Origin of the sequence: Ideonella aquatica, from assembly GCF_018069755.1 — a bacterium.
In the GTDB taxonomy this organism is placed as follows: domain Bacteria; phylum Pseudomonadota; class Gammaproteobacteria; order Burkholderiales; family Burkholderiaceae_C; genus Ideonella; species Ideonella aquatica.
In genome coordinates, this window is sequence record NZ_JAGQDE010000007.1 from 61,944 (window position 1) to 86,065 (window position 24,122).

The 24,122-nt window shown below is 67.7% G+C and carries 20 protein-coding genes and 2 rRNA genes; 10 read left to right on the top strand and 12 right to left on the bottom strand.

Annotated features, from left to right (window positions below; genetic code table 11):
- Window positions 1-44: 44 nt before the first annotated feature.
- Together KAK06_RS09895 and rrf are read left to right on the top strand one after the other, a co-directional pair.
- Window positions 45-2,918 (top strand): 23S ribosomal RNA (locus KAK06_RS09895).
- A gap of 160 nt (window positions 2,919-3,078) precedes the next feature.
- Window positions 3,079-3,191 (top strand): 5S ribosomal RNA (gene rrf, locus KAK06_RS09900).
- Window positions 3,192-3,267: 76 nt separating this feature from the next.
- On the opposite strand, the gene KAK06_RS09905 is transcribed toward rrf, so the two are convergent.
- The 8 genes from KAK06_RS09905 to KAK06_RS09940 form a co-directional block, all read right to left on the bottom strand.
- A complete protein-coding gene (locus KAK06_RS09905) occupies window positions 3,268-4,518 on the bottom strand; it encodes a glycosyltransferase (protein ID WP_210801805.1) in 1,251 nt (416 codons plus the stop codon).
- Window positions 4,515-5,714 (bottom strand): alpha/beta fold hydrolase, encoded by a 1,200-nt coding sequence (locus tag KAK06_RS09910; RefSeq protein ID WP_210801807.1) that lies wholly within the window; start codon window positions 5,712-5,714, stop codon window positions 4,515-4,517. The genes KAK06_RS09905 and KAK06_RS09910 overlap by 4 nt, the downstream gene beginning before the upstream one ends.
- Window positions 5,714-6,058, bottom strand: coding sequence for a hypothetical protein (locus KAK06_RS09915; RefSeq protein WP_210801809.1), 345 nt, complete (start codon window positions 6,056-6,058; stop codon window positions 5,714-5,716). The genes KAK06_RS09910 and KAK06_RS09915 overlap by 1 nt, the downstream gene beginning before the upstream one ends.
- Window positions 6,055-7,482: a cytochrome P450 gene (locus tag KAK06_RS09920; RefSeq protein WP_210801811.1), complete on the bottom strand. Its 1,428-nt coding sequence runs from the start codon at window positions 7,480-7,482 to the stop codon at window positions 6,055-6,057. Before KAK06_RS09920 ends, KAK06_RS09915 begins: the two co-directional genes overlap by 4 nt.
- Complete coding sequence (locus KAK06_RS09925; RefSeq protein WP_210801813.1) at window positions 7,479-8,606, bottom strand: hypothetical protein; 1,128 nt, start codon at window positions 8,604-8,606, stop codon at window positions 7,479-7,481. The genes KAK06_RS09920 and KAK06_RS09925 overlap by 4 nt, the downstream gene beginning before the upstream one ends.
- 36 nt (window positions 8,607-8,642) lie before the next feature.
- Entirely contained in the window at window positions 8,643-9,578 is a 936-nt protein-coding gene (locus KAK06_RS09930) for an MBL fold metallo-hydrolase (RefSeq protein ID WP_210801814.1), read from the bottom strand.
- Window positions 9,579-9,586: 8 nt separating this feature from the next.
- Window positions 9,587-11,293 carry a long-chain-fatty-acid--CoA ligase gene (locus tag KAK06_RS09935; RefSeq protein WP_210801816.1) on the bottom strand — a complete coding sequence of 569 codons (1,707 nt, stop codon included), beginning with the start codon at window positions 11,291-11,293 and terminating at the stop codon, window positions 9,587-9,589.
- A 66-nt stretch (window positions 11,294-11,359) separates the two neighbouring features.
- Window positions 11,360-12,094 carry a DUF8198 family protein gene (locus KAK06_RS09940; protein ID WP_210801818.1) on the bottom strand — a complete coding sequence of 245 codons (735 nt, stop codon included), beginning with the start codon at window positions 12,092-12,094 and terminating at the stop codon, window positions 11,360-11,362.
- A gap of 81 nt (window positions 12,095-12,175) precedes the next feature.
- Here KAK06_RS09940 and KAK06_RS09945 point away from each other — a divergent pair, with 81 nt between their 5' ends.
- The 3 genes from KAK06_RS09945 to KAK06_RS09955 all read left to right on the top strand — a co-directional run bounded on the left by KAK06_RS09945 (window position 12,176) and on the right by KAK06_RS09955 (window position 15,269).
- Window positions 12,176-12,682 carry a hypothetical protein gene (locus KAK06_RS09945; RefSeq protein WP_210801820.1) on the top strand — a complete coding sequence of 169 codons (507 nt, stop codon included), beginning with the start codon at window positions 12,176-12,178 and terminating at the stop codon, window positions 12,680-12,682.
- A 77-nt stretch (window positions 12,683-12,759) separates the two neighbouring features.
- Window positions 12,760-14,367: a GMC family oxidoreductase gene (locus tag KAK06_RS09950; protein WP_210802032.1), complete on the top strand. Its 1,608-nt coding sequence runs from the start codon at window positions 12,760-12,762 to the stop codon at window positions 14,365-14,367.
- Complete coding sequence (locus KAK06_RS09955; protein WP_210801826.1) at window positions 14,367-15,269, top strand: alpha/beta fold hydrolase; 903 nt, start codon at window positions 14,367-14,369, stop codon at window positions 15,267-15,269. The genes KAK06_RS09950 and KAK06_RS09955 overlap by 1 nt, the downstream gene beginning before the upstream one ends.
- On the opposite strand, the gene KAK06_RS09960 is transcribed toward KAK06_RS09955, so the two are convergent.
- The 3 genes from KAK06_RS09960 to KAK06_RS09970 all read right to left on the bottom strand — a co-directional run bounded on the left by KAK06_RS09960 (window position 15,260) and on the right by KAK06_RS09970 (window position 16,702).
- On the bottom strand, window positions 15,260-16,105 hold the full coding sequence (locus KAK06_RS09960) for an HDOD domain-containing protein (protein WP_210801828.1): 846 nt from the start codon (window positions 16,103-16,105) through the stop codon (window positions 15,260-15,262). The genes KAK06_RS09955 and KAK06_RS09960 overlap by 10 nt on opposite strands.
- A 93-nt stretch (window positions 16,106-16,198) precedes the next feature.
- The gene (locus KAK06_RS09965) at window positions 16,199-16,474 is read right to left on the bottom strand and encodes a hypothetical protein (RefSeq protein WP_210801830.1); all 276 of its coding nucleotides are present in this window, start codon (window positions 16,472-16,474) and stop codon (window positions 16,199-16,201) included.
- A gap of 60 nt (window positions 16,475-16,534) precedes the next feature.
- Complete coding sequence (locus KAK06_RS09970; RefSeq protein ID WP_210801832.1) at window positions 16,535-16,702, bottom strand: hypothetical protein; 168 nt, start codon at window positions 16,700-16,702, stop codon at window positions 16,535-16,537.
- Between the two features lie 408 nt (window positions 16,703-17,110).
- Between KAK06_RS09970 and KAK06_RS09975 the strand changes: the two genes are divergently transcribed.
- Window positions 17,111-18,412, top strand: coding sequence for a S8/S53 family peptidase (locus KAK06_RS09975; RefSeq protein ID WP_210801834.1), 1,302 nt, complete (start codon window positions 17,111-17,113; stop codon window positions 18,410-18,412).
- A gap of 4 nt (window positions 18,413-18,416) precedes the next feature.
- Here KAK06_RS09975 and KAK06_RS09980 read toward each other — a convergent pair whose 3' ends face one another.
- Window positions 18,417-19,280 carry an amidohydrolase family protein gene (locus KAK06_RS09980; RefSeq protein WP_210801836.1) on the bottom strand — a complete coding sequence of 288 codons (864 nt, stop codon included), beginning with the start codon at window positions 19,278-19,280 and terminating at the stop codon, window positions 18,417-18,419.
- A 173-nt stretch (window positions 19,281-19,453) separates the two neighbouring features.
- Here KAK06_RS09980 and KAK06_RS09985 point away from each other — a divergent pair, with 173 nt between their 5' ends.
- The 4 genes from KAK06_RS09985 to KAK06_RS10000 are packed head-to-tail and all read left to right on the top strand — an operon-like array spanning window position 19,454 to window position 24,102.
- The gene (locus KAK06_RS09985) at window positions 19,454-20,263 is read left to right on the top strand and encodes a crotonase/enoyl-CoA hydratase family protein (RefSeq protein WP_210801837.1); all 810 of its coding nucleotides are present in this window, start codon (window positions 19,454-19,456) and stop codon (window positions 20,261-20,263) included.
- Window positions 20,260-22,143, top strand: coding sequence for a feruloyl-CoA synthase (locus KAK06_RS09990; RefSeq protein ID WP_210801839.1), 1,884 nt, complete (start codon window positions 20,260-20,262; stop codon window positions 22,141-22,143). Before KAK06_RS09985 ends, KAK06_RS09990 begins: the two co-directional genes overlap by 4 nt.
- A gap of 1 nt (window position 22,144) precedes the next feature.
- Complete coding sequence (locus tag KAK06_RS09995) at window positions 22,145-22,909, top strand: SDR family NAD(P)-dependent oxidoreductase (RefSeq protein ID WP_210801841.1); 765 nt, start codon at window positions 22,145-22,147, stop codon at window positions 22,907-22,909.
- Between the two features lie 53 nt (window positions 22,910-22,962).
- Window positions 22,963-24,102 (top strand): ABC transporter substrate-binding protein, encoded by a 1,140-nt coding sequence (locus KAK06_RS10000; RefSeq protein WP_210801843.1) that lies wholly within the window; start codon window positions 22,963-22,965, stop codon window positions 24,100-24,102.
- Window positions 24,103-24,122 lie beyond the last annotated feature (20 nt).

Genomic DNA, 24,122 nt, shown 5'->3' on the forward strand with positions numbered 1-24,122 from the left:
CGGTCCTTGTGCCCGACGTCTTATCAGCGACGTCAAAGTTATAGGGTCAAGTGACTAAGTGCATGTGGTGGATGCCTTGGCGATTACAGGCGACGAAGGACGTGATAGCCTGCGATAAGCTTCGGGGAGCTGGCAAATAAGCTTTGATCCGGAGATTTCCGAATGGGGAAACCCACCCTTAGGGGTATCGCATGATGAATACATAGTCATGCGAGGCGAACCGGGTGAACTGAAACATCTCAGTAGCTCGAGGAATAGACATCAACCGAGATTCCGAAAGTAGTGGCGAGCGAAATCGGAACAGCCTGTGCTCTTTAGCATTACTCTTATCAGAACGGTCTGGAAAGTCCGGCCACAGCGGGTGATAGCCCCGTATGGAAAAAGAGTTTTGTGGAACTAGGTGCACGACAAGTAGGGCGGGACACGTGAAATCCTGTCTGAATATGGGGGGACCATCCTCCAAGGCTAAATACTCGTAATCGACCGATAGTGAACTAGTACCGTGAGGGAAAGGCGAAAAGAACCCCGGGAGGGGAGTGAAATAGATCCTGAAACCGCATGCATACAAAAAGTCGGAGCCCTTAGGGGTGACGGCGTACCTTTTGTATAATGGGTCAGCGACTTACATTCAGTGGCGAGGTTAACCGAATAGGGTAGCCGAAGAGAAATCGAGTCCGAATAGGGCGTCTAGTCGCTGGGTGTAGACCCGAAACCAGGTGATCTATCCATGGCCAGGATGAAGGTGCGGTAACACGCACTGGAGGTCCGAACCGACTAGTGTTGCAAAACTAGCGGATGAGCTGTGGATAGGGGTGAAAGGCTAAACAAACCTGGAGATAGCTGGTTCTCTCCGAAAACTATTTAGGTAGTGCCTCAAGTATTACCATCGGGGGTAGAGCACTGTTTAGGCTAGGGGGTCATGGCGACTTACCAAACCTATGCAAACTCCGAATACCGATGAGTACAGCTTGGGAGACAGTGCACCGGGTGCTAACGTCCGGACACAAGAGGGAAACAACCCAGACCGCCAGCTAAGGTCCCCAAAATTGGCTAAGTGGGAAACGAAGTGGGAAGGCTAAAACAGTCAGGATGTTGGCTTAGAAGCAGCCACCATTTAAAGAAAGCGTAATAGCTCACTGATCGAGTCGTCCTGCGCGGAAGATGTAACGGGGCTAAGCCAGTTACCGAAGCTGCGGGTGCATCGCAAGATGCGCGGTAGGAGAGCGTTCTGTAAGCCTGCGAAGGTGGATCGTGAGGTCTGCTGGAGGTATCAGAAGTGCGAATGCTGACATGAGTAGCGTTAAAGGGGGTGAAAAGCCCCCTCGCCGTAAGCGCAAGGTTTCCTACGCAACGTTCATCGGCGTAGGGTGAGTCGGCCCCTAAGGCGAGGCAGAGATGCGTAGCTGATGGGAAACAGGTCAATATTCCTGTACCGATCTATAGTGCGATGTGGGGACGGAGAAGGTTAGCTCAGCCGGGTGTTGGATGTCCCGGTTCAAGCATGTAGTCGTGGCCCTTAGGCAAATCCGGGGGTCTTAGATGAGGTGTGATAACGAGTCTGCTTGCAGACGAAGTGAGTGATACCCTGCTTCCAGGAAAAGCCACTAAGCTTCAGCTATAGACGACCGTACCGCAAACCGACACTGGTGCGCGAGATGAGTATTCTAAGGCGCTTGAGAGAACTCTGGAGAAGGAACTCGGCAAATTGACACCGTAACTTCGGAAGAAGGTGTGCCTTTAGTAGGTGAAGTTGTACAAACGGAGCCCAATGAGGCCGCAGAGAATCGGTGGCTGCGACTGTTTATTAAAAACACAGCACTCTGCAAAGACGAAAGTCGACGTATAGGGTGTGACGCCTGCCCGGTGCTGGAAGATTAAATGATGGGGTGCAAGCTCTTGATTGAAGTCCCAGTAAACGGCGGCCGTAACTATAACGGTCCTAAGGTAGCGAAATTCCTTGTCGGGTAAGTTCCGACCTGCACGAATGGCGTAACGATGGCCACACTGTCTCCTCCAGAGACTCAGCGAAGTTGAAATGTTTGTGATGATGCAATCTCCCCGCGGAAAGACGGAAAGACCCCATGAACCTTTACTGTAGCTTTACATTGGACTTTGAACAGATCTGTGTAGGATAGGTGGGAGGCTTTGAAACCTGGTCGCTAGATCAGGTGGAGCCAACGTTGAAATACCACCCTGGTGTGTTTGAGGTTCTAACCTTGACCCGTTATCCGGGTTGGGGACAGTGTATGGTGGGCAGTTTGACTGGGGCGGTCTCCTCCTAAAGCGTAACGGAGGAGTTCGAAGGTACGCTAGGCACGGTCGGAAATCGTGCTGATAGTGCATTGGCATAAGCGTGCTTGACTGCGAGACTGACAAGTCGAGCAGGTACGAAAGTAGGACAAAGTGATCCGGTGGTTCTGTATGGAAGGGCCATCGCTCAACGGATAAAAGGTACTCTGGGGATAACAGGCTGATACCGCCCAAGAGTTCATATCGACGGCGGTGTTTGGCACCTCGATGTCGGCTCATCTCATCCTGGGGCTGTAGCCGGTCCCAAGGGTATGGCTGTTCGCCATTTAAAGAGGTACGTGAGCTGGGTTTAAAACGTCGTGAGACAGTTTGGTCCCTATCTTCCGTGGGCGCTGCAAGATTGAGAGAGCCTGCTCCTAGTACGAGAGGACCGGAGTGGACGCACCGCTGGTGTATCGGTTGTCATGCCAATGGCATTGCCGAGTAGCTAAGTGCGGAAGAGATAACCGCTGAAAGCATCTAAGCGGGAAACTCGTCTCAAGATGAGTCTTGCCGGGGCCTTGAGCCCCCTGAAGAGTCGTTCGAGACCAGGACGTTGATAGGCTGGGTGTGGAAGCGCAGTAATGCGTTAAGCTAACCAGTACTAATTGCTCGTGAGGCTTGACCCTATAACTTTGATGTACACTGCCAAACGCAGTCATCAAAGGATCGGTTGAGTATTTAAGTTATACCGTTCAAGTCGGTAGACGCAATCATCTGATTCATGACTCTTTGAATTGGCTTGGCCGCACCACTCTTCCCAGAGCGCGCGCCAGGCAACAAGTTAAGCCTGATGACCATAGCGAGTTGGTCCCACCCCTTCCCATCCCGAACAGGACCGTGAAACGACTCAGCGCCGATGATAGTGCGGATCCCCGTGTGAAAGTAGGACATCGTCAGGCTAATATCCGAAAGGCCCGGTTGCAGTAGCAGCCGGGCCTTTTCCTTTTGGGTTTTCGTTTTGACGCTGTGGGGGGCTCAGCCCTGCAGGATGAGCTGAACCGCCTGGTCGATGGAGCTGTCGCCGCCTTCGCTGCTCGTCAGCCGGGGGGTGACGGGCCAGTCGGCCAGGGATGTCAGGCCGGGCAGGCGACCAGCATGGAGCTGCGCTTCGTCGAGTTGCACCTTGTCCAACGGCAGCGCCATGCGTTGTGCGACATGCCAGCTGTTCTCGAACTGGTCATAGGCGCTCGGGAAAGTCCACTGGCGTACGCCCGCCATCAAACCTTCCGCACAGGCACCGATGCCACCGTGGTGCAGCCAGCCGCCGACCCGTGGCAGCGTATGGCGCAGATCCACCCAGGGACGAATCAGCCCCCACTCACCGAACCTCGCGGGCGCGGAACCGGGCAACAACAACAGCGTGGGCCAACCCAGGGCGTCCAGCCGTTCGGCACAGGCCTGAAAAGCGGACGCGCGGTGGTGGTGGCTGGAGCCGGCGTAGATGACCAATCGAGGACGCGTGACCTGCTGGCCAAGCCATAGTTGCAAGCCAGGGTCCTCCAGTATGGGGACTTGAGGGCGGAACAGCGGAAAGCCCACGCAATGCATGGGCACCGGCAGATCGTCAGCCGCAGGACTGAATGCTTCGGGGAAGAGCCCGATCACCTGGTGGGGCGAATGGAGCCAGCGCTCGAAAACCGGCTCCTGCAAAGCGGCGAAGCCCCGCCGCATCCGCCAACGGTTGATGAACGGCGCAGCCATCGGCTGCAGCTTCCAGCGATCGAGCAGCTGCCACGCGGCACGGCGCCAGGCGCGTGGCCACCAGCCGGGAACCCGCCAGGCGCCCAGGAACAACGGGTCGCCAAGATGCCGAAGCCCGTTAGGTGCAGTGTGCGCGGTGATCAATCGATACGGCAGCAGATCGACCGCCAAGCGGGCGCCCAGCACCAAGGGGGAGGCGAGCACGCGCGGCGTGTGCGGATGCGAGGCGGACTCGCGCTCCAGGATGGCGACCGTCGAGTCCACCGAACGCACCGCCAAATGTCGCCATAGAACGCCAAATCCACGTATCGGATGCCAAAGATCGGGATGCGACGCGGCGCGCTCATGGTCATGCGCACTCAGGATCGGCTCAAACGCCAGGCCTTCCGCCTCGACGGATGCCCGGTGCGGCTCCGAGGACAGGAACAGCACCGAATGCCCCCGCTGCCGCAATGCCCGCGCCAGCGCCAGGAAGGGCTGCAGGTCGCCCACCGAACCCAGCGTGGCCACCAGGACGCGACTCATCGCCGGATGCCGCCAAAGCACTCGAACTGCCGGAAATCCGCCACGCCCTCGCGGTGGGCAAAGCGCTCCTGCAAGGACCGGGGCCCGGCGGTGATGGCGAAGAAGTCGTACTCGCCCACCACCTCGCTGGCCATCAGGTACTGGAAGTGGCAGCGGTACTTGTCATGCCGGATCCGCTCGTAGCTGGCCGGGGTGAATAGCTGCGCGAAGCGTGGATTGAGCCGCTTCGCGCCAGGCGCGCTCGGCGGCAGTGACAGACCTTCGCAGGGGTCAACCAGCGCGTAGCAGCAGCCGTCGGGCGGGGCGCTGACATCCAGCCAGTGGACCGCCGAAGAGGAGCCCACGGCCACCAACTCGTCACGGTAGGACTGGGCCGCCGGCTGCTGGCTCAGCGTGGCGCCGCAATTGCCCAGCGTCAACAGCGACAGCCGCGCCCCGCAGTGCACAGGCAAGCGCGCCAATGCCCGCGCCGCGACGCTGACCGCCAGCATCGCTCCAGAGGAGTGGCCGACCAGCAGCACCTCGTCATGCTCGGAGCGCTGGAGCGCTGCAGCCAAGTGCTGGGCGAACAGGTCCAGGCGCGCCTCCAGATCGGGCGTCTGACCCCGACCTTGCCGCACCAGGCAGGCCAGGCTGCGCATCAACCAGGCCATCTGCGTGCGGCGTTCGGCCTCCACCCCCAGCGCCACCAGGGCCGGCAGCGCCAGCAGCAGCCAGACGCCTGAAGCAACAGGACCACCGATCTGCCACCAGATCGCCCCCGCGGCGCCCACCACGGCCAGCAACAGCACCCAGATCAGCATCGCCAATCCCGGACCCGCCAAGGCCAGGAATGCCGGCCAGGAACGCCGCCAGCTGTACCACATGACGCCGTCGCGCCAGCACTGCCAGCTGGCCCACAGCGTGGTACGCAGCAGCGCCCAGCGGCTGCGCGGCCAATGCGCGCGGACGATGTCATCCCACCGCAGAAACTCGTAGCGGGTCTGAACGGCCGAGCCTTCGATCGTGGCATCCACCTCCCAGGCGGCCACATGCTCGCCCGTTCGCTGCCTGCGCCCCACCTGCAGCGTATGGCCGCTGACTGCTGCCTGCCGGGCGGCCTCCTGGGCATAGAGCTGGTGGTAGTGTGCCGGCCCCTGGGGATCGAAACCGCTCAGGTAGCAGACCAGCCGGCGACGGACGGCAGGCGCAGCCATCACACGATCGTCTGCTTGTGCAGACCCTTGGCCAGCATCAGGTCGACCAGCGGCTGCTCGCGCTTGTTGGCGCGTTGGCAGTGGTCTTTCTGGATCTTGTCGGTGACCCAGATGATCACCCGCGCCCAGCGCCTCTCACGCGCGCGCCAGGCGTGCGACGACACCGACTCCCAGGCATAGCCGTTGAACAGTGTGGCGTTGACGAAATGGTCCAGCGCGCGCACGCCCGCGCGGCCGCGCGAACTGGGGCCAAAGATCCCTACCCACCACAGCAGCAGGTAGCCCAGCAAGGCCATCGGCACCAGCGCCGTCATCACCAGAAAGCCGGCAGCGCGTTCCTTCATGCGGGCGGGTTCCTTGGAAAGACCTTCAGCACGATGCCATTGTCGGCGCGAATCGTCAGCCGGCCCACCGGCTCGGGCACATGGCCGGGCGCGGGCTCGAAGCGGAAGTGCGCCGCCAGCGTGGCCAACACCAGTGTGGCCTCCTGCAGCGCGAAAGTGGCGCCGATGCACACCCGCGGACCCATGCCAAAGGGCAGGTAGGCGCGGCGCTGCGACTCACGCGCGGAGGGCTCATCGCCCTCGGCCTGCTCGCTGAAACGGTCGGGGTCGAACTCATCCGGCCGTGCCCACAGCGCACGGTGGCGATGAATCAACCACGGCGACACGACCACCGAGGCACCAGCGCCCACCGTCTTGTCGCGCATCGTGCAGCGCTCGGCCGACTGGCGCGCCAGGAAACCCACCGGTGGAAAGAGGCGCAGCGTCTCGCGAAACACATTGCGCGCCAGCGGCAGGTCCTTCAGCACGCTCGGGTCCTGGCGCAGCGCCGCCAGGTGCGGCACGGCCTCATCGTGCAGGCGCTGCTGCACCTGGGCATCGTGGGCCAGCAGATGCAGCGACCACGACAGCGCGCTGGCCGAGGTCTCGTGCCCCGCCAGGAACAGCATGGCGACCTGATCCACCAGTTCGTCAAAATGGAAGCCCAGGCCGGTGCGCTCATCACGCACGCGCAGCAGGCTGGCCAGCAAATCGTCGCCCGCCTCGGGATCGTCGGCCTCGCCGCGCGCCAGTGCGGCCTGGTAGGCCTGGTAGCGCGGCTGGATCAGCGCCACCAGCAGCGTGCGGATCTCCTCGGCGGCGCGCCGGCTGCGCCGCACCTGCCACCACGGCCGCAGCCAGCGCAGGCCGAAGAAGGCCGGCATCATCAGCCGCGGCGCCAGCGCCTGGTAGCGGCCGAAGGCCTCGAAGATGCGCAGCGCGTCACCGCCGTCCAGCGGCTGCGAGAGGATGGTGCGCAGGATGATGTCGGCGGCGACGTGGGTCATCTCCACCTCCACGTCGTGCGTGGCACCGTCGGGCAGCGCCGACAGCCGCCGCACCATCGCATCCGCCGCGTCCTGCATGCGCGAGAACACGCGCTGCACGCGCGCGCCCTCGAAGGACGGGTCCATCAGTTCGCGCTGCCGGCGCCAGGTGTCGCCGTTGGTGGTGAAGATGCTGTCGCCCAGCAGCGGGCGCAAGGCTTCGCCCAGCATCTCGTGCTTGGGAAAGGCGGCGGCCTCGTCCACCATCACGCGGCGCACCAGGGCCGGCTCGTTGACCATGTACAGGTCCACACCGGGCAGATGGACCTCGCCCATCTTCATCGTGTAGCTGCGCGCGTACAGGCTGTCCAGCCAGGAGCGGCGCTTGCCGAAGAACATCGACCAGGCCGACGGGCGCTGTGCGGCGGGGGGCGGGTAGTGGGGGCAGAAGCGGCTCATGGGCGATCGGAGTCAGTGGACCGCTCGGCCAGTGTCAACGGGCCGGCCATCCAGACCACGGGATCGTAGCCGCCGGCACGCTGCGGCGCCCGCAGGTACTGCTGATGCATCTCATGCCGATGTGAACGAAGGCGCTGGTAGGTGGCCGCGTCCAGGGTCTGATGAAAGCGCGGTGAATAGCGCGCCAGCCGCGCCCGCCCGGGCGTCAGCCAAGGCTCGACACGCGCAAAGGCGGCCCAGTCGGCTGGGGCGGCGATGTCGTGCCAGGTCAGTGTGGGGTGATCTGCCAGGCGCGCCAGATCGTCGCGGAACCAGCCGGCGTCGCGCACCCAGGCCAGCACTGGCGTGCAGTGGCCCAGTGTCAGCAGCGCCACCTGCGGGCCACGCTGGCCCAGCCAGGGCGCCTTGCGCAGGGCGCGCGCCATCACCATCGCCGCCAGCTGCGTGCCGGTGGAATGGCCCACCACCAGCAGCTCGCGGACCTGGCCGTCGGTGGCGCGCTGCACCAGCTCGTCGGCCAGCGCGTCGATGCGCTGCTGGATGTCGGGCACCTGGTCGCGTGCCACGCGCCAGGTGAAGCCGTACAGGCGCAGCAGCCAGTCGGCGTCCAGCCGCACCTCCAGCTGGCGCCAGGTCCACAGCCACAGGGGCAGCGCCAGCGCCCACACCAGCCGTGGTGCGCCTGCCGCCACCGCCATGCCGGCCAGCGTGGCCCACAGCGCGCCCAGGCCCAGGCCGATCAGCAGCGGCAGCATCGCCAGCCAAAAGGCCGGCCGCGCGAAGCGCCAGATCGGCCAGAAGGCGCCGTGGTGAAAAGCGCGGGCGTAGACCACCCAGCGGTCGCGCCACGCCGCGCCCCAGCCGCGCGGCCAGGCGGCGCGGACGATGTCGTCCCAGCGCATCACATGGTGCCGGGTGTGTACCGACACGCCGTCGGGCTGCGTCCAGTGCACATCCCAGGCGTCCAGCAGCGGCGAGACGCGCTGGCGCGGGCCGATGCGCACCTGCTCACCGGCGGAGGTCACCGGGTGATCGGCCACGGCTTGCGCGCAGGTGCGGTGGTCGCGCGCGGGCCCGCGGGGATCGAATCCCCCCAGGAAGAACACCTCGCGCCGCCACGTCATGCGCTGATTGTCACCGCGCCAACGGCCGTCGACACCTCAGCGCGAGGGCGCCACCGCCCAATGCAGCACGCCATCATGGTCGGCGAGCAGGCCGTCATCGAGCAGGCTGTCCACCAGCTCCCGGCCCCAGGCCGGCGGCTCGGCACCGCTGCCCCGGGCCATGGCCACGAACACCGGCGTGCGCGGCAGCCAGTCCAGCAGCTCGGCGCGCGGGCGGTGGCGGTGCTCCATCATGTGGAACATCAGCAGCGCACGCGCGGCATGGCGCAGGTGGCGCTGCGGGTCGCGGCGGAAGGCCTCCAGGCGGCGGCGGCTGGCGGCCAGCGCGGCGCCGACATCCTCGAAGGCCGGGCCATGGCCGGGCACCACCACGCGCGGCGCCAGGCGCTCGATCAGCGCCAGCGTGGCCTCGGTGGGACCGAAGCCGTCCTGGCCTTCCAGCTCGGGAAAGATGATCGCCAGGCGGTCCTCCCACAGCGCGTCGCCGGCGATCAGCGTGCGGGTCTGGGGCTCGAAGAGCATGACCGCGTCCGGGTCGTGGCCCGGCGCGGCGTGGATCTGCCACATGGTCGGACCCAGGCGCAGCGTGGCCCCCGGCACCAGCGCGCCGTCCACCCGGAAGGGCGGGCACTGCTGACCGGTGTAGCGGTAGCTCAGGCGGGCTTCGTCCCAGGCGCGGACGATGTCTACGCTGCCCTGCGGCACCCACACCTGCACGGCCGGATCGCGCGCCTGCAGCAGCGCGTTGCCGCCGCAGTGGTCGGAGTGCAGGTGGGTGTTGACGATGCGGCCCAGGGATTCGCCGGCCAGCGCGTGGTCGATCAGTGCCTGCGACATCGCGCCGTGGCGGCTGTAGCCCGTGTCCACCACGGCGGCCGGCGCGCCATCGCAGCCGGCAAACACGGTGTGGTTGGCCGACAGCCAGTCGCGCTGCAGTAGCTGCGCGCCCAGCTCGGCCGGCAGCGAGCCCATGGGCGGTGTCAGGCGCCCGGGCTGCGCAGCTCGCGGCGCAGCACCTTGCCGACGTTGGACTTGGGCAGCTCGTCGCGGAACTCGATGTACTTGGGCCGCTTGTAGGCGGTGAAGTTCTCATTGCAATAGCGCGCCACGTCGTCCTCGTCGAGCGTCGCGTCCTTGCGCACGACGAACAGCTTGACCGCTTCGCCCGACTTGGCATCGGGCACGCCCACCGCGGCGCATTCCAGCACGCCCGGGTGCAGGTTCACCACCTGCTCGATCTCGGTGGGGTAGACGTTGAAGCCCGAGACCAGCACCATGTCCTTCTTGCGGTCGACGATGCGCACATAGCCGCGCTCGTCCATGATGCCCACGTCGCCGCTCTTGAAGAAGCCGTCGTCGGTCATGACCTTGGCGGTCTCGTCGGGGCGGTTCCAGTAGCCGGCCATCACCTGCGGGCCGCGGATGCAGATCTCGCCGGGCTGGCCCAGCGGCACGTCGTGGCCGTCGTCATCGCGGATGGCGATGTCGGTGGACGGGATCGGCAGGCCGATGGTGCCGGTGAACTCGGTCAGGTCCAGACGGTTGCTGGTGGCCACCGGCGAGGTCTCGGACAGCCCGTAGCCTTCCACCACCGGGCAGCCGGTGATCTTCAGCCACTTCTCGGCGGTGGCCTGCTGCACCGCCATGCCGCCGCCGTTGGACACCTTCAGCTCCGAGAAGTCCAGCCGCGCGAAGGCGGGGTCATTGGCCAGCGCGTTGAACAGCGTGTTGACCGCCGGGAACATGTTCACCTTGTGCTCGGACAGCGTGGCGATCAGGCCGGGGATGTCGCGCGGGTTGGGGATCAGCAGGTTCATCATGCCCAGCCGCGCGCCCATCATGTAGCAGATCGTCAGCGCGAAGATGTGGTACAGCGGCAGCGCGCACACCACGGTCAGCGGCTTGTTGCCGAGCTGGTCGAGCATGGGCTTGAACCAGGCCTCGGTCTGCAGGATGTTGGCCACCACATTGCGGTGCAGCAGCGTGGCGCCCTTGCTGACGCCGGTGGTGCCGCCGGTGTACTGCAGGAAGGCCACGTCGTCGGGGCCCACGTCCACGCGCCGCAGGCTCATTCGGCTGCCCTCGGCCAGCGCCATGTTGAAGCGGGTGACCGTGCGGCCGGCGTCCAGCGGCAGGCGGAACTCGGGCACCATCTTCTTCAGGTGGCGCACCGCGAAGTTGATGAACTGGCCCTTCCAGAAGCCCAGCTGGTCGCCCATCGCGCACAGCAGCACGGTCTTCACCGGCGTGGCGTCGATCACCTCCTCCAGCGTGTGGGCGAAGTTTTCCAGCACGATGATCGCGCTGGCGCCCGAGTCCTTGAGCTGATGCTCCAGTTCGCGCGCGGTGTAGAGCGGGTTGACGTTGACCACCACGCAGCCGGCACGCAGGATGGCGCCGATCGCCACCATGTACTGCGGCAGGTTGGGCATCATCACCGCGACGCGGTCGCCCTTGGCCAGGCCGCGCGACTGCAGCCAGGCGGCCAGCGTGGCTGACATCTCGTCGAGCTGCTCGAAGCGCAGCCGAGCGCCCATGCAGGCCGCGGCATCACGCCGGGCGTGCTTGCGCCAGGCCTCGCCCAGCAGGTCCACCAGCGAGGCATAGCCGCTGCAGTCGACGGTGGCCGGGACGCCCTCGGCGTAATGCTGCAGCCAGGGTTGGGGAACGGGTCTCTGGGCGGTCATGGGCAAGGTGGTCACAAGAGCAAGCCGGTCAAGCCGGCGATGGTCCGATGCCGAGGGCGTGCCGGGCTACGGTAGTTGTCCTATCACCTCGGCGACACTGGCCTGGGCGGCTGTCGCCACCGCGACAGCGTCGGGCGCGAACAGGCGCTCCATCAGCGCGCTTTCGCGCTGCTGCACCCGCGCCAGAAAGTCCTGGGCGCCGCGCATGGCGGCAAAGGTGTCGAAGCCGCGTTCCAGGAACTGCTGCAGCGCGCCCAGACCCGCAGCCCGTGCCGGCCCGCGCATCAGCTTGAGGCTCTGACGCAGCCAGGGCCGGCGGGTGTAGCGATCGAGTTGGGCGCCCAGATCCAGCACCTCGGCCAGTTGCCGCCCGCGGTCGGCGCGAGAGCCCACCTGCTGCCAGGCCCGCACATAGCTGGCGCGGTCGGGTTCGTCGCTGGTCAGCGCCAGCGCCATGCGGCCGTCCAGGGCCTCGGTCAGCGCATGCAGGGCCACCAGCGACTGCACGGTCTCGACGATCTCCTGCGGAAACATCCGCACCAGCGCGGGCACGATGCGTGCGAACTGGGCGTCGCGGTCGGCAAAGTCCTGCGGGCCGTACAGGTCGTCCAGGAAGAAGCGCGCGGCCGGACCGAAGCGGGCGTCGGCCAGCAGGTCGGCGTGGGTGCGGGCGAAGCGGGCCTGCTGGTAGCGCTTGAGCGCCAGCACCCGGCGCCCCAGCACCGGATCCTGCTGGCGTGCCTGGCGCTCGGCCTCGACCCGCCCGAGTTCACGCAGGATGCTGTCCTGGTCCGCTGCCATGCTCAGAGCTTACCCTGATGCCAGGTCCGCGTTAGTGGCCGTGCTCTACGCCGCGCCGGGCGGCGGTGCCACACTGGCCGGATGCAACGTCGCACCCTGCTGACCCTGGGCCTGGTGTCCGGCACCGCCTTGGCGCTGGCGGGGGCCGGCGCTGCCGTGTGGACGCCCGGCTGGCGCGATGGCCGCCTGAGCGAGCCGGCGCGCGCACTCTTCGCCGGCGTGGCCCGCGCCGTGCTGGATGGCGTACTGCCCCAGGACGCGGCCGTGCAGGCCGTGGCGCTGAAAGCCCACCTTGACCGCCTGGACACCCTGATCGCCGGCCTGCCGCCGGCCACCCGCGCCGAGCTGTCGGACCTGCTGGCGCTGCTGGGCACCGCACCCGGCCGCTGGGCGCTGGCCGGTCTGGGCAGCGCCTGGTCTGAGGCCTCCACGGCCGATCTGCAGGCAGCGTTGCAAGCCATGCGGGTGTCGGGCAGTGCGGTGCGTCGGCAGGTTTACCAGGCGCTGCGCGACCTCAGCAACGGCGCCTGGTTCGCCGATGCCGGCACCTGGACCGTGCTGGGCTATCCCGGCCCCTATCGTTTGTGAAAGCGTCTGTGAAAGCGACCGTGACGCCCTTGCCGCCCATCAGCAACCAGGCCGTGCTGCCCGAGCAGCGCCAGGGCATCCCTGACCCGGTGCGCGAGGGTCTGGCCCGCGGCTGGCGCGTCTTTGGCGGCCCCCACGCGCCGCTGCCCGAGCGCCTGAGCTGCGACGTGCTGGTGATCGGCAGCGGTGCTGGCGGCGGCGTCACCGCCGAGATCCTCACCCGCGCCGGTCTGGACGTGGTGATCGTCGAGGAAGGCCCGCTGCGCAGCAGCAGCGACTTCCACCAGCTGGAGGCCGAGGCCTACCCCGCGCTCTACCAGGAAAGCGCCAGCCGCAAGACCGCCGACAAGGCGATCAACATCCTGCAGGGCCGCTGCGTCGGTGGCTCGACCACGGTGAACTGGACCAGTTCCTTCCGCACCCCGCCCGACACGCTGGCCTTCTGGCGGGATCACCATGGGCTGACCGAGCTGACCGAGGAGGCCCTGGCGCCCTGGTTCGACGAGGCCGAGCGCCGCCTGCACATCGGCGACTGGCTGACGCCGCCCAATCTCAACAACGAGCTGCTGCGCACCGGCGCGGCCCAGCTGGGCATCGAGGCGCGCGGCATCCGCCGCAATGTGCGCGGCTGCTGGAATCTGGGCTCCTGCGGCATGGGCTGCCCCACCAACGCCAAGCAGTCGATGCTGGTGACCACGCTGCCGGCCGCGCTGAACGCCGGGGCGCGCCTGCTGGTGCAGACGCGCGCCCTGCGTCTGGTGCACGACGGCAGTCGCGTCAGTGCGGTGGAATGCGCCGCGATGCAGCCCGACGGCCGGCCGGCCGATCGCCTGCTGCGGGTGGAGGCCCGCCATGTGGTGCTCAGCGGCGGCGCGATCAACTCGCCCGCGCTGCTGCTGCGCTCGGGCGCACCCGACCCGCATGGCCGCCTGGGACAGCGCACCTTCCTGCACCCGGTGGTGCTGTCGGCGGCGGTGTTCGATGCGCCGGTGCAGGGCTGGCAGGGCGCGCCGCAGACGATCTACACCGACCACTTCCTGCACACCCAGCCGATCGACGGGCCGATCGGCTTCAAGCTCGAGGCGCCGCCGCTGCACCCGCTGGTCTTCACCGGCACGCTGTGCGGCTTTGGCCAGCCGCAGGCCGAGCTGCTGCGCCAGTTCCCCAACACCCACACGCTGCTGGCGCTGCTGCGCGACGGCTTCCATCCCGAGTCGCCCGGCGGTCAGGTGCGTCTGAAGAGCGACGGCACGCCCGAGCTGGACTACCCGCTCAACGCCTTCGTGATGGACGGCGCGCGCCGCGCGCTGCTGGCGATGGCCGAGATCCAGTTCGCCGCCGGTGCGCGCCAGGTGCTGCCGGTGCACGAGCAGGCCGGCCTGGTGGGCCGCTGGGCCGATGCGAAAGCCTTGATCGAGCGCCTGCCGATGGAGCCCTTGCTGACGCGCGTGGTCAGCGCCCATGTGATGGGCGGCTGTGCGCTGTCGGGCGATGCCAGCGGCGGCGTGCTGCGGCCCGATGGCCGGCACTGGCAGCTGGCCAATCTGTCGGTGCACGACGGCTCGATCTTTCCCACCAGCATCGGCGCCAACCCCCAGCTGTCGATCTACGGCCTGGTCAACCGCCTGGCCACGGCGCTGGCGCCCGCCCTGGGCGGCCGAGCAGTGCGCTGGCTGGACGCCTGATGCTGGCCTGGATCCAGCGGGTGCTGTCGCTGGCCTGGCTGGCGGCGCTGCTGGTCCTGCCGCTGCGTGCGGCGCTGCGTGGCGAGCCGCCACTGGCGGTGGCTGGCTGGGCCGCGCTGGTGCTGGTGGCGCACGCGCTGTGGCTGGCGCTGACGATGCTGATGGCCTGGGCGGCCAACCGTGGTGATGCGTCGCCGCCCGCCTCCCTGCGCCAGTGGCTGCAGGCCTGGTGGGGCGAGGTGCTGACCGCGCCGCGCGTGTTCTTCTGGCGCCAGCCCTGGCGCACCCAGGCCGAGCCCGACGGCCCCGACATCGGGGCACCCGGCCAGCCCGGCGTGGTGCTGCTGCACGGCTTCTTCTGCAACCGTGCGCTATGGAACCTGTGGATGGCACGGCTGCGGGCCGAGCGCATTGCCTTTGTCGCGCCCAGCCTGGCGCCGGTGTTCGGCTCGATCGATGACGCGGTGCCGCTGCTGGAGGCGGCCGTGCAGCGGCTGGAGCAAAGCACCGGCGTGCCGCCGCTGATCGTGGCCCACAGCATGGGTGGCCTGGTCACCCGCGCCTGGCTGCGGCAGCAGCAGGCCGACGGCCGGGTGCGCGCGGTGCTGACGATCGGCACACCGCACGGCGGCACCGCGCTGGCGCGGCTGGCGATGAGCGAGAACGGGCGCCAGATGCAGCGCGGCGGCGGCTGGCTGGCCACCTTGTCGAAGGCCGAGCCGGTTGACCGCGCAGCGCGTTTCCACTGCATCTACGGCCACTGCGACAACATCGTCTTTCCGGCCAGCACCGCGGTGCTGCCGGGCGCGGCCGAGGTGCTGCACCTGCCGGCCACGGCGCATGTGGATCTGGTGGAGCACCCGGCCAGCTGGGCGCTGGCGAGGCGGCTGATTCAGTCCTGATCGATGTCGTGCAGCAGCGCGGCGGTGGGCTCAACGCCCATGTTCAGCAGCTGCGCGATATCGCGCACGTCGTCGGGGATGGCGGCGTTGTCCCAGCCGGCCGCGGTGTGGCGTGCCAGGCGGATGGCCAGCATCACATTGCGCACCTGCGAGGCTTCCTCGTGGCGGTCGTCGGTGATGTGCACCAGCAAGTCGGGCAGGCGCCAGGCGCGCATCAAGGCCTGCTGCAGCTCCACCAGCGTGGTGCCCATCAGCTCGCGCTGGATGGCGCTGCTGCGCAGCGTGGGGTCGGCGCGCTGGCGACGGCGCATCTCCAGCGCCAAGCTCGGCGCATGCAGCCACAGCAGCATCTCGGCGAAGTCGTGCAGCAGCGCGGCCTCTTCGATCACCTGCGCGTCATGGTCCATGCGGTGCACCGCAAAACCGATCGCGAAGCGGCTGGCCCGGTGGGCGCGCGCGATCACTGCGTGCAGACCCGCCAGGGCCTCGGGCTGGTCGGCCAGGTGCTGCTCGATCGTGGGCTGCGGGCCGAAGGTGCTGAAGAAGGGCGTGATGCCCAGCAGCACCAGGGCCTGGCCGACGGTCTCGACATCGGTGAGCCGGCGGCTGCGGTGGTGGCCGGCAATGTGCGCCAGCACCTTCAGCGACATCAGCGGGTCGGCACCGATCACCTCGACCAGCATGCGGCCGTCGACGTCGTCCTCGATCGCGCGCAGGGTCTCGAGCGCGTCGGCGGTGCGCTGCATCACCGGGATCTCGGCCAGCTGCAGGTAGCGCAGCCAGCCCGGCAGATCGCGGGGCAGGCGGCGGGGGGCGGGGCTGACGGGAGCATCCATGGCAAGAGGGGCGCACCGGTCAGAGGACCGGTGCGCTGTCCGGGATATCGGCCCGACCGCGGCCCGACTTGAGCCGGGCCGGGGCAGGCCTGATCACAGACGGGTCACGCCAAGACAGCCCACGAACTGGCCGTCGACGTACAACGCCCCTTCGGGCGCACCCGCCTCGGCGTGGAACTCCACCTGAGGCAGGGTTTGCGGCAGCGGCGGCCGGCCGGGGAGCGGCCGGGCCAGCGCGTGGGCCGAGTGGCGCATCCAGGCGCCGGCACGACGCAGGACACGGGCCGCGACGCGGCGCAAGGCAGGCACCGGAGCCGGTGCGGGCGCCCAGGGGCCGGGGGCGGGCGTTGAGAAAGCGGGGCGATGCATGATGGTGCTCTCCTCGGTGCGCGACGCCCTGGAGTCAGCGGGCGTTGCGCGGGGGTCGATTCACGGGCTGCGCCAGTCGGGCGGCGCGGCGAGTTCCTGGCGCAGTTGCTGTCGGGCCTGCTGGCGCAGACCGGAGGCAGATCGGCGATGCACGCCGGCCTGCCGCCGCTGGGCCAGGGCCACGAAGGGATTGCGCGGTCGCTTCGGGGTGATCGGTCGTGTGTACATGGACATCTCCTGGACAGAGGTGGATCAAGAGGGCGTGCGGTGCGCATGAAAAACGGACGGCCAAAAGCACCGCGGCCCGGGAGGTTCATCACCTGCCCGGGCCGCTGGGATTCAGCGGGAAACGTCTGCGGCCTCAGCTCGCGGGACGGTTCAGGCAGGCGCGGTGCACGCCGACGCACAGGGCTGCACGGGCAGCCGGGGAACGCAGGGCGTTTCGGTTGGTCATCATGGTCAGTCCTTGGTCGGGTGGGTCGGCCGGCGGTACTGCGGGTGCCGGGGTGAGATCGAGCACAGGGTGTGTCGATGGGTTGGCATGATAAACACTTGATTATCTTGCGCAAGCTTTTTTTATCAGTGCAAACCCTGGTGTGGTGCTGATGCATCCCCTGCTTTGAGGACACTCACCCGATGAACCACCTGCTGATCACCACCGACGGCCGCCCTTGGACCGAGGTCGAGGCCCGGCTGCAGCACTACCTGCCCGGCCTGGACTGCGCGCTGTGGCCCACCGGGCCGACGCAGGCGCTGCTGCGTGCGCCGCTGCGGCGGGCGCTGGCCATCGAGTACCCGGCGATCGGCGTGGGCCCGCTGCTGCAGGTGATGGGCGTGGTGCGCACCGACGAGCTGGATGACGAGACCGCGGCCCGCCTGGTGGCGCTGCGCGATGCCTCGCAGTTGCCGCCACGGCCCGCCTCGCGCGCCCGTGCCGCTGCCGCGCTGGACTGGCATCTGGCCGCCCTGCGTGCCCCGCAGGCCTGGGCGCTGCTGGGCGGCCCCGGTGCGATCAACTGGCGCGACATCCGCGTGGGCCACCCCGACACCGGCTACGTCGAGCACCCGGCCTTCGGCTTCGGCCAGCCCGGCGGAACCTGGATCGATACCGCCCAGGCGCGCACGATGATCGCCACGGTCGACACCGGCGTGCCGGTGGACGAGCCCGGCGGCGGCATCGACCCGCTCAGCGGCATCTCGGCCAGCCATGGCACGCGGGTGGGCACCACCATCGCCGGCTATGCGCCGCAAGACGGCTTTCTCGGTGTGGCGCCCCGGGTGCCGCTGGTGCCGGTGCGCATCACCGACAGCGTCTGGATCAACCATGCGCAGGAGACCTTTGCCGAGGCGGTGGACCACCTGGTGCGCACGGCGCGCGTGTCGGTCATCAACTGCAGCCTGGGCTGCTTTGCCAGCGCGGTGCGGCCGGCGCTGCGCACAGCGCTGGACCAGGCCTACGAGGCTGGGGTGATCCTGTGCTGCGCGGCGGGCAACATCGTCAACGACGTGGTGCCGCCGGCCTCGCTGGCGCGCAGCATCGCGGCGGGCGGGGTGACGCGCGAGGACCGGCCTTGGTCCGGCAGCGCCTACGGCCCCGAGACCGACTGGTCGGCCCCGGCCGCCGGCCTGCGGCGCGCCGATGTGCGGCGCGGTGGCCGTCTGGGCTATGCCGAGGGCGGCGACGGCACCTCGTACGCGGCGGCGATCAGCTCAGCGGCCGCAGCGCTGTGGCTGGCGCGCCATGGCGCGGCGCTGGACGCGGCCTACCCGCAGCCCTGGCAGCGGGTCGAGGCCTTCCGCCACTGCGCTCGCGCCAGCACCCGCGTGCCGGCGCTGTGGAACGCCGGCGCCTTCGGCAGCGGCATCCTGGACCTGGCAGCGCTGCTGCAGTGTCCGCTGCCTGCGGCGGCGGCGCTGGTGAAGGCGCCGGCCGCCTGAGGGCTCAAACGAAGCCGAGCAGCCGCTTGGCGTTCTCCTTGAGGATCAGCGGCTGCACCTTCTCCTTGAAGCCGGCTTCCTTGAAGTCGGCCATCCAGCGCTCGGGCGTGATCAGCGGGTAGTCGCTGCCGAACAGCATGCGGTCTTTCAGCAGCGTGTTGGCGTATTGCACCAACTGCGCCGGGAAGTACTTGGGGCTCCAGCCCGACAGGTCGATCCAGACATTGGGCTTGTGCAGCGCCAGGCTCAGCGCCTCGTCCTGCCAGGGCCAGCTGGGGTGGGCGATGACGATCTGGATGTCGGGGAAGTCGATCGCCACGTCCTCCAGCAGCATCGGGTTGCTGTTCTGCAGGCGCAGGCCGCCGCCGCAGCGCATGCCGCTGCCGATGCCGCTGTGGCCGCTGTGGAAGATGGCCGGCAGCTTGTGCTCGGCGATCACCTCGTAGAGCGGCCAGGCCATCTTGTCGTAGGGCAGGAAGCCCTGCACCGTGGGGTGGAACTTGAAGCCCTTGACGCCGTGCTCCTCGATCAGCCGGCGGGCTTCGCGCGCACCCATCTTGCCCTTGTGCGGGTCGATGCTGGCGAAGGCCACCATCATGTCGCTGTTCTTCTGCGCGGCTTCGCAGATCTCCTCATTCGGGATGCGGCGGCGGCCCAGCTGGCTCTCGCTGTCCACCGTGAACATCACCAGGCCGATCTTCTTCTCGCGGTAGTAGGCCACCGTCTCCTCGATGGTGGGCCGGCGGTTGGAGCCGAAGTACTTGTCGGCGGCGCGGTCGTACTCCTCACCGTAGTTGTCGAAGGGGTTCCAGCACGAGACTTCGGCGTGCGTGTGGATGTCGATCGCAATCAGTTCTTCGTGCTTCATGGCAGGCCTTGGGGAGTCGGCGAATTGGTTAATTATCAGAACTAAATCAGCGTAAAGCAAGGTGAGCACTCGGGAATTTCCCAGGTGAGTGTCCGCTCATCCGGGAAAACACCCAAGCCGCAGCAAGCTGCGATTTAGTTAAATGCCATAACGAAATCGACCCACGACACGCCATGAGCACCGAGTTCACCCCTGCCACCGGCCTGCTGGCCTCGCTGGGCCTGCTGCGCGTTGAGCAATCCGGCCCGGTCACCCACATCCGGCTGAACCGTCCGTCCAAGCGCAACGCCATCAACGACGGCCTGATCGCGCAGCTGCACACCGCCATCGTCAACCTGCCGGCCGAGACCCGCGCGGTGGTGGTCAGCGGCGAGGGTGACCACTTCTGCGCCGGGCTGGACCTGTCCGAGCTGGTCGAGCGCGACACCCACGCCGCCATCCTGCACTCGCGCGGCTGGCACGCCTGCTTTGACGCCTTCCAGTTCGGCAAGGTGCCGGTGATCGCGGTGCTGCATGGTGCGGTGGTCGGCGGCGGCCTGGAGCTGGCCGCGGCCTGCCACATCCGCGTGGCCGAGGACTCGGCCTACTTCGGCCTGCCCGAGGGCCAGCGCGGCATCTTCGTCGGCGGCGGCGGCTCGGTGCGCGTGCCGCGCCTGATCGGCACCGCCCGCATGACCGACATGATGCTCACCGGCCGCGTGTTTGACGCCGACCAGGGCGAGCGCTACGGCGCCGTCAACTACCGCGTGCCCGATGGCGCCGGCCTGGCCAAGGGCGTGGAGCTGGCCCGCAAGATCGCCGGCAACGCGCCGATGACCGCCTTCGCGGTGATGCACGCCCTGCCGCGCATCGCCGAGATGAGCCCGTCTGAAGGCCTGTTCGCCGAGTCGCTGATGGCCTCGGCCGCCAGCAACACCGTTGAAGCCCAGAGCCGCCTGCGCGCCTTCCTGGAAGGCCGTGCAGGCAAGGTGGTCAAGGAATGAGCGCCCCGGCCCGCTACCGCCACGCCGATGTCGGCGGCTGCGTCGAGGCCACCCTCGAGACGCGCGCCGACGGCTGCCGCCTGCTGCGCTCGACCGAGGCGCTGCGCTGGTTCCCTGACCGTCTGACCGACGCGCTGGAACAATGGGCCGCCGAGGCGCCGGACCGCACGCTGGTGGCCAAGCGCGATGCGCGAGCGCCCTGGAGTGGCGACTGGCGCCGCGTCAGCTACGCCGAGTTCCTGTGCAACATCCAGGCCGTCGGCCAGGCGCTGATCGAGCGCGGCCTGTCGGCCGAACGGCCGCTGGCCATCCTGAGCGACAACGACATCGAGTACCTCACGCTGGCCTTTGGCGCGATGTGGGTGGGCGTGCCCTATGTGCCGATCTCGTCGGCCTACTCGCTGATCAGCACCGACTACGGCAAGCTGCGCCACATCCTGGACACGGTGACGCCGGGCATGGTGTTCGCATCGTCGGCCGCCTACGCCAAGGCCATCCAGGCGGTGGTGCCGGCCGATGTGCATGTGGTGCTGACCGAAGGCGCGGTGGAGGGCCGCGAGACGCTCAGCGTCGAGCAACTGCTGGCCACCGCGCCGGGCGAGGCGGCTGCCGCTGCCCACGCGCAGGTCGGCCCCGACACCATCGCCAAGTTCCTGTTCACTTCGGGCTCGACCAAGGCGCCCAAGGGCGTCATCAACACCCACCGGATGCTCTGCGCCAACCAGCAGATGATCCACCAGTGCCTGAACTTCCTGGCCACCGAGCCGCCGGTGCTGGTCGACTGGCTGCCCTGGAACCACACCTTCGGCGGCAACCACAACGTGGGCATCGTCGTCTACAACGGCGGCACGCTCTACATCGACGGCGGCAAGCCCACGCCCAAGGGCATGGCCGAGACGCTGCGCAACCTGCGCGAGATCTCGCCCACGGTCTACTTCAACGTGCCCAAGGGCTTTGAAGAGATTGCCACCGCGATGGACACCGACGCGGTGCTGCGCAAGAGCCTGTTCGCCCGCGTCAAGGCCTTCATGTTCGCCGGTGCGGGCCTGAGCCAGGCGGTGTGGGACAAGCTCGAAGCCCATGCCGAGGCCGAGATCGGCGAGCGCATCCGCATCATCACCGGTCTGGGCATGACCGAGACCGCGCCCTCGTGTACCTTTGCCGTGGGCACCGATGTGCGCTCGGGCTACATCGGCCTGCCGGTGCCTGGCGTCGAGGTCAAGCTGGTGCCGCCAGCGGCTGACGATGTCGCCGGCAAGACCGAGATCCGCTTCCGCGGCCCCAACGTCATGCCCGGCTACTGGCGCGCCCCTGACCAGACCAGCGAAGCCTTCGACGAGGAAGGCTTCTACAAGACCGGCGACGCGGTCAAGTTCGTTGACCCGGCTGACCACAACAAGGGCCTGCTGTTCGACGGTCGCACCGCCGAGGACTTCAAGCTCAGCACCGGCACCTTCGTCAGCGTGGGTCCGCTGCGCGCCAAGGTGGTGGCCGAGGGCCATCCCTGCATCCAGGACGCGGTGGTCACTGGCCTGAACCGCGACGAGATCGGTCTGCTGGTCTTCCCTCGCGTCGATGAAGTGCGGCAGATGGCCGGCGTGCATGCGGGCGTGCCTTTCCCTGATGTGCTGCACCAGCCGGCGGTGCGCGCCTTCTTCCAGGGCGTGGCCGACCGCCTGTGGGCCGCCGGCACTGGCAGCGCCAACCGGCCGGCGCGCATGCACGTGCTGGCCGAGCCGCCGCAGATCGACAAGGGCGAGATCACCGACAAGGGCTCGATCAACCAACGCGCCGTGCTGGCCGCCCGTGCGGCGCTGGTCGAGGCGCTCTACGAGGGCCGCGACAGCGACCCCTTCCTGATTCTTCCCAAGAAGGCCTGAGATGGACATCCAAGGACAAGCAGCCGTCGTCACCGGCGGCGGATCGGGCCTCGGCGAGGCCGTCGCCCGTGAGCTGGCGCGTCTGGGCGCCCGGGTCACCGTGCTCGACGTCAACGAGGCTGGCGCGCAGCGCGTGGCCGCCGAGATCGGCGGGCTGGGCGTGAAGTGCGACATCACCGACGAGGCCAGCGTCAGCGCCGCGCTGGACGCCGCCGAGGCCGCGCACGGCACGGCGCGCATCGTCATGAACATCGCCGGCATCGGCACCGCCAAGCGGGTCATCCAGCGCGACGGCTCGCCCGCACCGCTGGCCGACTTCGAGCGCGTGGTGAAAGTCAACCTGATCGGCACCTACAACGTCACCCGCCTGGCCGCGGCGCGCCTCGCCAAGGCCGAGCCACTGGCCGATGGCGAGCGCGGCGTGGTGGTCAACACCGCGTCGGTGGCCGCGTTTGATGGCCAGGTCGGCCAGCAGGCCTACTCGGCCAGCAAGGGCGGCGTGGTCGGCATGACGCTGCCGATGGCGCGTGATCTGGCGCAGTTCGGCATCCGTTGCTGCACGATCGCGCCGGGCCTGTTCGCCACGCCGCTGATGAAGGAGCTGCCCGAAGAGGTGCAGAACTCCCTGGCCGCGTCGATCCCCTTCCCGAAGCGCTTGGGAAAACCCGAAGAGTTCGCGGCCCTGGCCGCCCATATCGTCGGCAACACGCACCTGAACGGCGAAGTCATTCGCCTGGACGGCGCCCTGCGGATGGCCCCGCGCTGACGCAATCCCGCGACAAGCTCGCCACACCACCAGCCCCCTGGAGACACACTGCCATGAAGACCTTCTCTCGTACCGTCCTGGCCGCTGCCGCGCTGGCCTTCAGCGCCACCGCCGCGCTGGCCGACATCACGATCGGCGTCAGCCTGCCGCTGACCGGCCCGGCCTCGGGCCTGGGCATCCCGATGGGCAACCAGATCAAGCTGTGGCCCAAGACCATCGCGGGTGAGAAGCTCAATGTCATCGTGCTGGACGATGCCACCGACCCGACCAAGGGCGTCAACAACGCCAAGCGCTTTGTCACCGAAGACAAGGCCGACATCATCATGGGCTCGGCCGCCACGCCGGTGGTGATCCCGATGGCCTCGGTGGCGCTGGAATCGCAAACGCCGCAGTTCATGTTCTCGCCGGGCGTGCTGGCAGCCGGCAATGACGCCTGGTCCTTCCGCCTGCCGCAGGGCGGCGCGGTGATGGCCTACGCCATCGTCACCCACATGAAGAAGCTGGGCGTCAAGACCGTGGGCTTCCTGGGCTACACCGACGCCTACGGCGAGAGCTGGTTGAAGGACTTCCAGGACCAGTCGGCGGCGCTGGGCGGCCCCAAGGTCGTCGCCACCGAGCGCTTCGCGCGCAGCGACACCAGCGTCACCGCGCAGGCCCTGAAGCTGACCTCGGCCAATCCGGATGCCATGCTGATCGTCGCCTCGGGCTCGGGCGCCGCGATGCCGCACAAGGCCATCGTGGAGCGCGGCTACAAAGGCAAGATCTACCAAACCCACGCCGCGGCCAGCCGCGACCTGATGCGCGTGGGCGGCAAGGACGTCGAAGGCGCCTACGTGGTGTCCGGCCCGGCCGTGATCCCCGAGCAGCTGCCGGCCGACCATCCGTCCAAGGCCGTGGCGCAGAAGTTCGTTGACCAGTACGAGGCCGCCTACGGCAAGGGCCAGCGCAACCAGTTCGCTGGCCACGCCTATGACGCGATCATCGTGCTGGAAAAGGTGGTGCCGGTGGCGCTGAAGAAGGGCAAGCCCGGCACCAAGGAGTTCCGCACTGCGCTGCGTGACGCCGTCGAGCAGATGGGCCGCACTGTGGTGGCCCACGGCGTGCTGAACTACACCAAGGACAACCACTGGGGCTTCACCACCGAGACCGGCGTGATCCTCAAGGTCGTCAACGGCGACTGGAAGGTCGAGTAAGACCTCCATGCGGGTGTGGC

Bases quoted from the DNA above. Each gene is read 5' to 3' on its own strand.
- KAK06_RS09905 (WP_210801805.1), bottom strand. From the start codon at position 4,518: ATGAGTCGCGTCCTGGTGGCCACGCTGGGTTCGGTGGGCGACCTGCAG.
- KAK06_RS09910 (WP_210801807.1), bottom strand. From the start codon at position 5,714: ATGGCTGCGCCTGCCGTCCGTCGCCGGCTGGTCTGCTACCTGAGCGGT.
- KAK06_RS09915 (WP_210801809.1), bottom strand. From the start codon at position 6,058: ATGAAGGAACGCGCTGCCGGCTTTCTGGTGATGACGGCGCTGGTGCCG.
- KAK06_RS09920 (WP_210801811.1), bottom strand. From the start codon at position 7,482: ATGAGCCGCTTCTGCCCCCACTACCCGCCCCCCGCCGCACAGCGCCCG.
- KAK06_RS09925 (WP_210801813.1), bottom strand. From the start codon at position 8,606: ATGACGTGGCGGCGCGAGGTGTTCTTCCTGGGGGGATTCGATCCCCGC.
- KAK06_RS09930 (WP_210801814.1), bottom strand. From the start codon at position 9,578: ATGGGCTCGCTGCCGGCCGAGCTGGGCGCGCAGCTACTGCAGCGCGAC.
- KAK06_RS09935 (WP_210801816.1), bottom strand. From the start codon at position 11,293: ATGACCGCCCAGAGACCCGTTCCCCAACCCTGGCTGCAGCATTACGCC.
- KAK06_RS09940 (WP_210801818.1), bottom strand. From the start codon at position 12,094: ATGGCAGCGGACCAGGACAGCATCCTGCGTGAACTCGGGCGGGTCGAG.
- KAK06_RS09945 (WP_210801820.1), top strand. From the start codon at position 12,176: ATGCAACGTCGCACCCTGCTGACCCTGGGCCTGGTGTCCGGCACCGCC.
- KAK06_RS09955 (WP_210801826.1), top strand. From the start codon at position 14,367: ATGCTGGCCTGGATCCAGCGGGTGCTGTCGCTGGCCTGGCTGGCGGCG.
- KAK06_RS09960 (WP_210801828.1), bottom strand. From the start codon at position 16,105: ATGGATGCTCCCGTCAGCCCCGCCCCCCGCCGCCTGCCCCGCGATCTG.
- KAK06_RS09965 (WP_210801830.1), bottom strand. From the start codon at position 16,474: ATGCATCGCCCCGCTTTCTCAACGCCCGCCCCCGGCCCCTGGGCGCCC.
- KAK06_RS09970 (WP_210801832.1), bottom strand. From the start codon at position 16,702: ATGTACACACGACCGATCACCCCGAAGCGACCGCGCAATCCCTTCGTG.
- KAK06_RS09975 (WP_210801834.1), top strand. From the start codon at position 17,111: ATGAACCACCTGCTGATCACCACCGACGGCCGCCCTTGGACCGAGGTC.
- KAK06_RS09980 (WP_210801836.1), bottom strand. From the start codon at position 19,280: ATGAAGCACGAAGAACTGATTGCGATCGACATCCACACGCACGCCGAA.
- KAK06_RS09985 (WP_210801837.1), top strand. From the start codon at position 19,454: ATGAGCACCGAGTTCACCCCTGCCACCGGCCTGCTGGCCTCGCTGGGC.
- KAK06_RS09990 (WP_210801839.1), top strand. From the start codon at position 20,260: ATGAGCGCCCCGGCCCGCTACCGCCACGCCGATGTCGGCGGCTGCGTC.
- KAK06_RS09995 (WP_210801841.1), top strand. From the start codon at position 22,145: ATGGACATCCAAGGACAAGCAGCCGTCGTCACCGGCGGCGGATCGGGC.
- KAK06_RS10000 (WP_210801843.1), top strand. From the start codon at position 22,963: ATGAAGACCTTCTCTCGTACCGTCCTGGCCGCTGCCGCGCTGGCCTTC.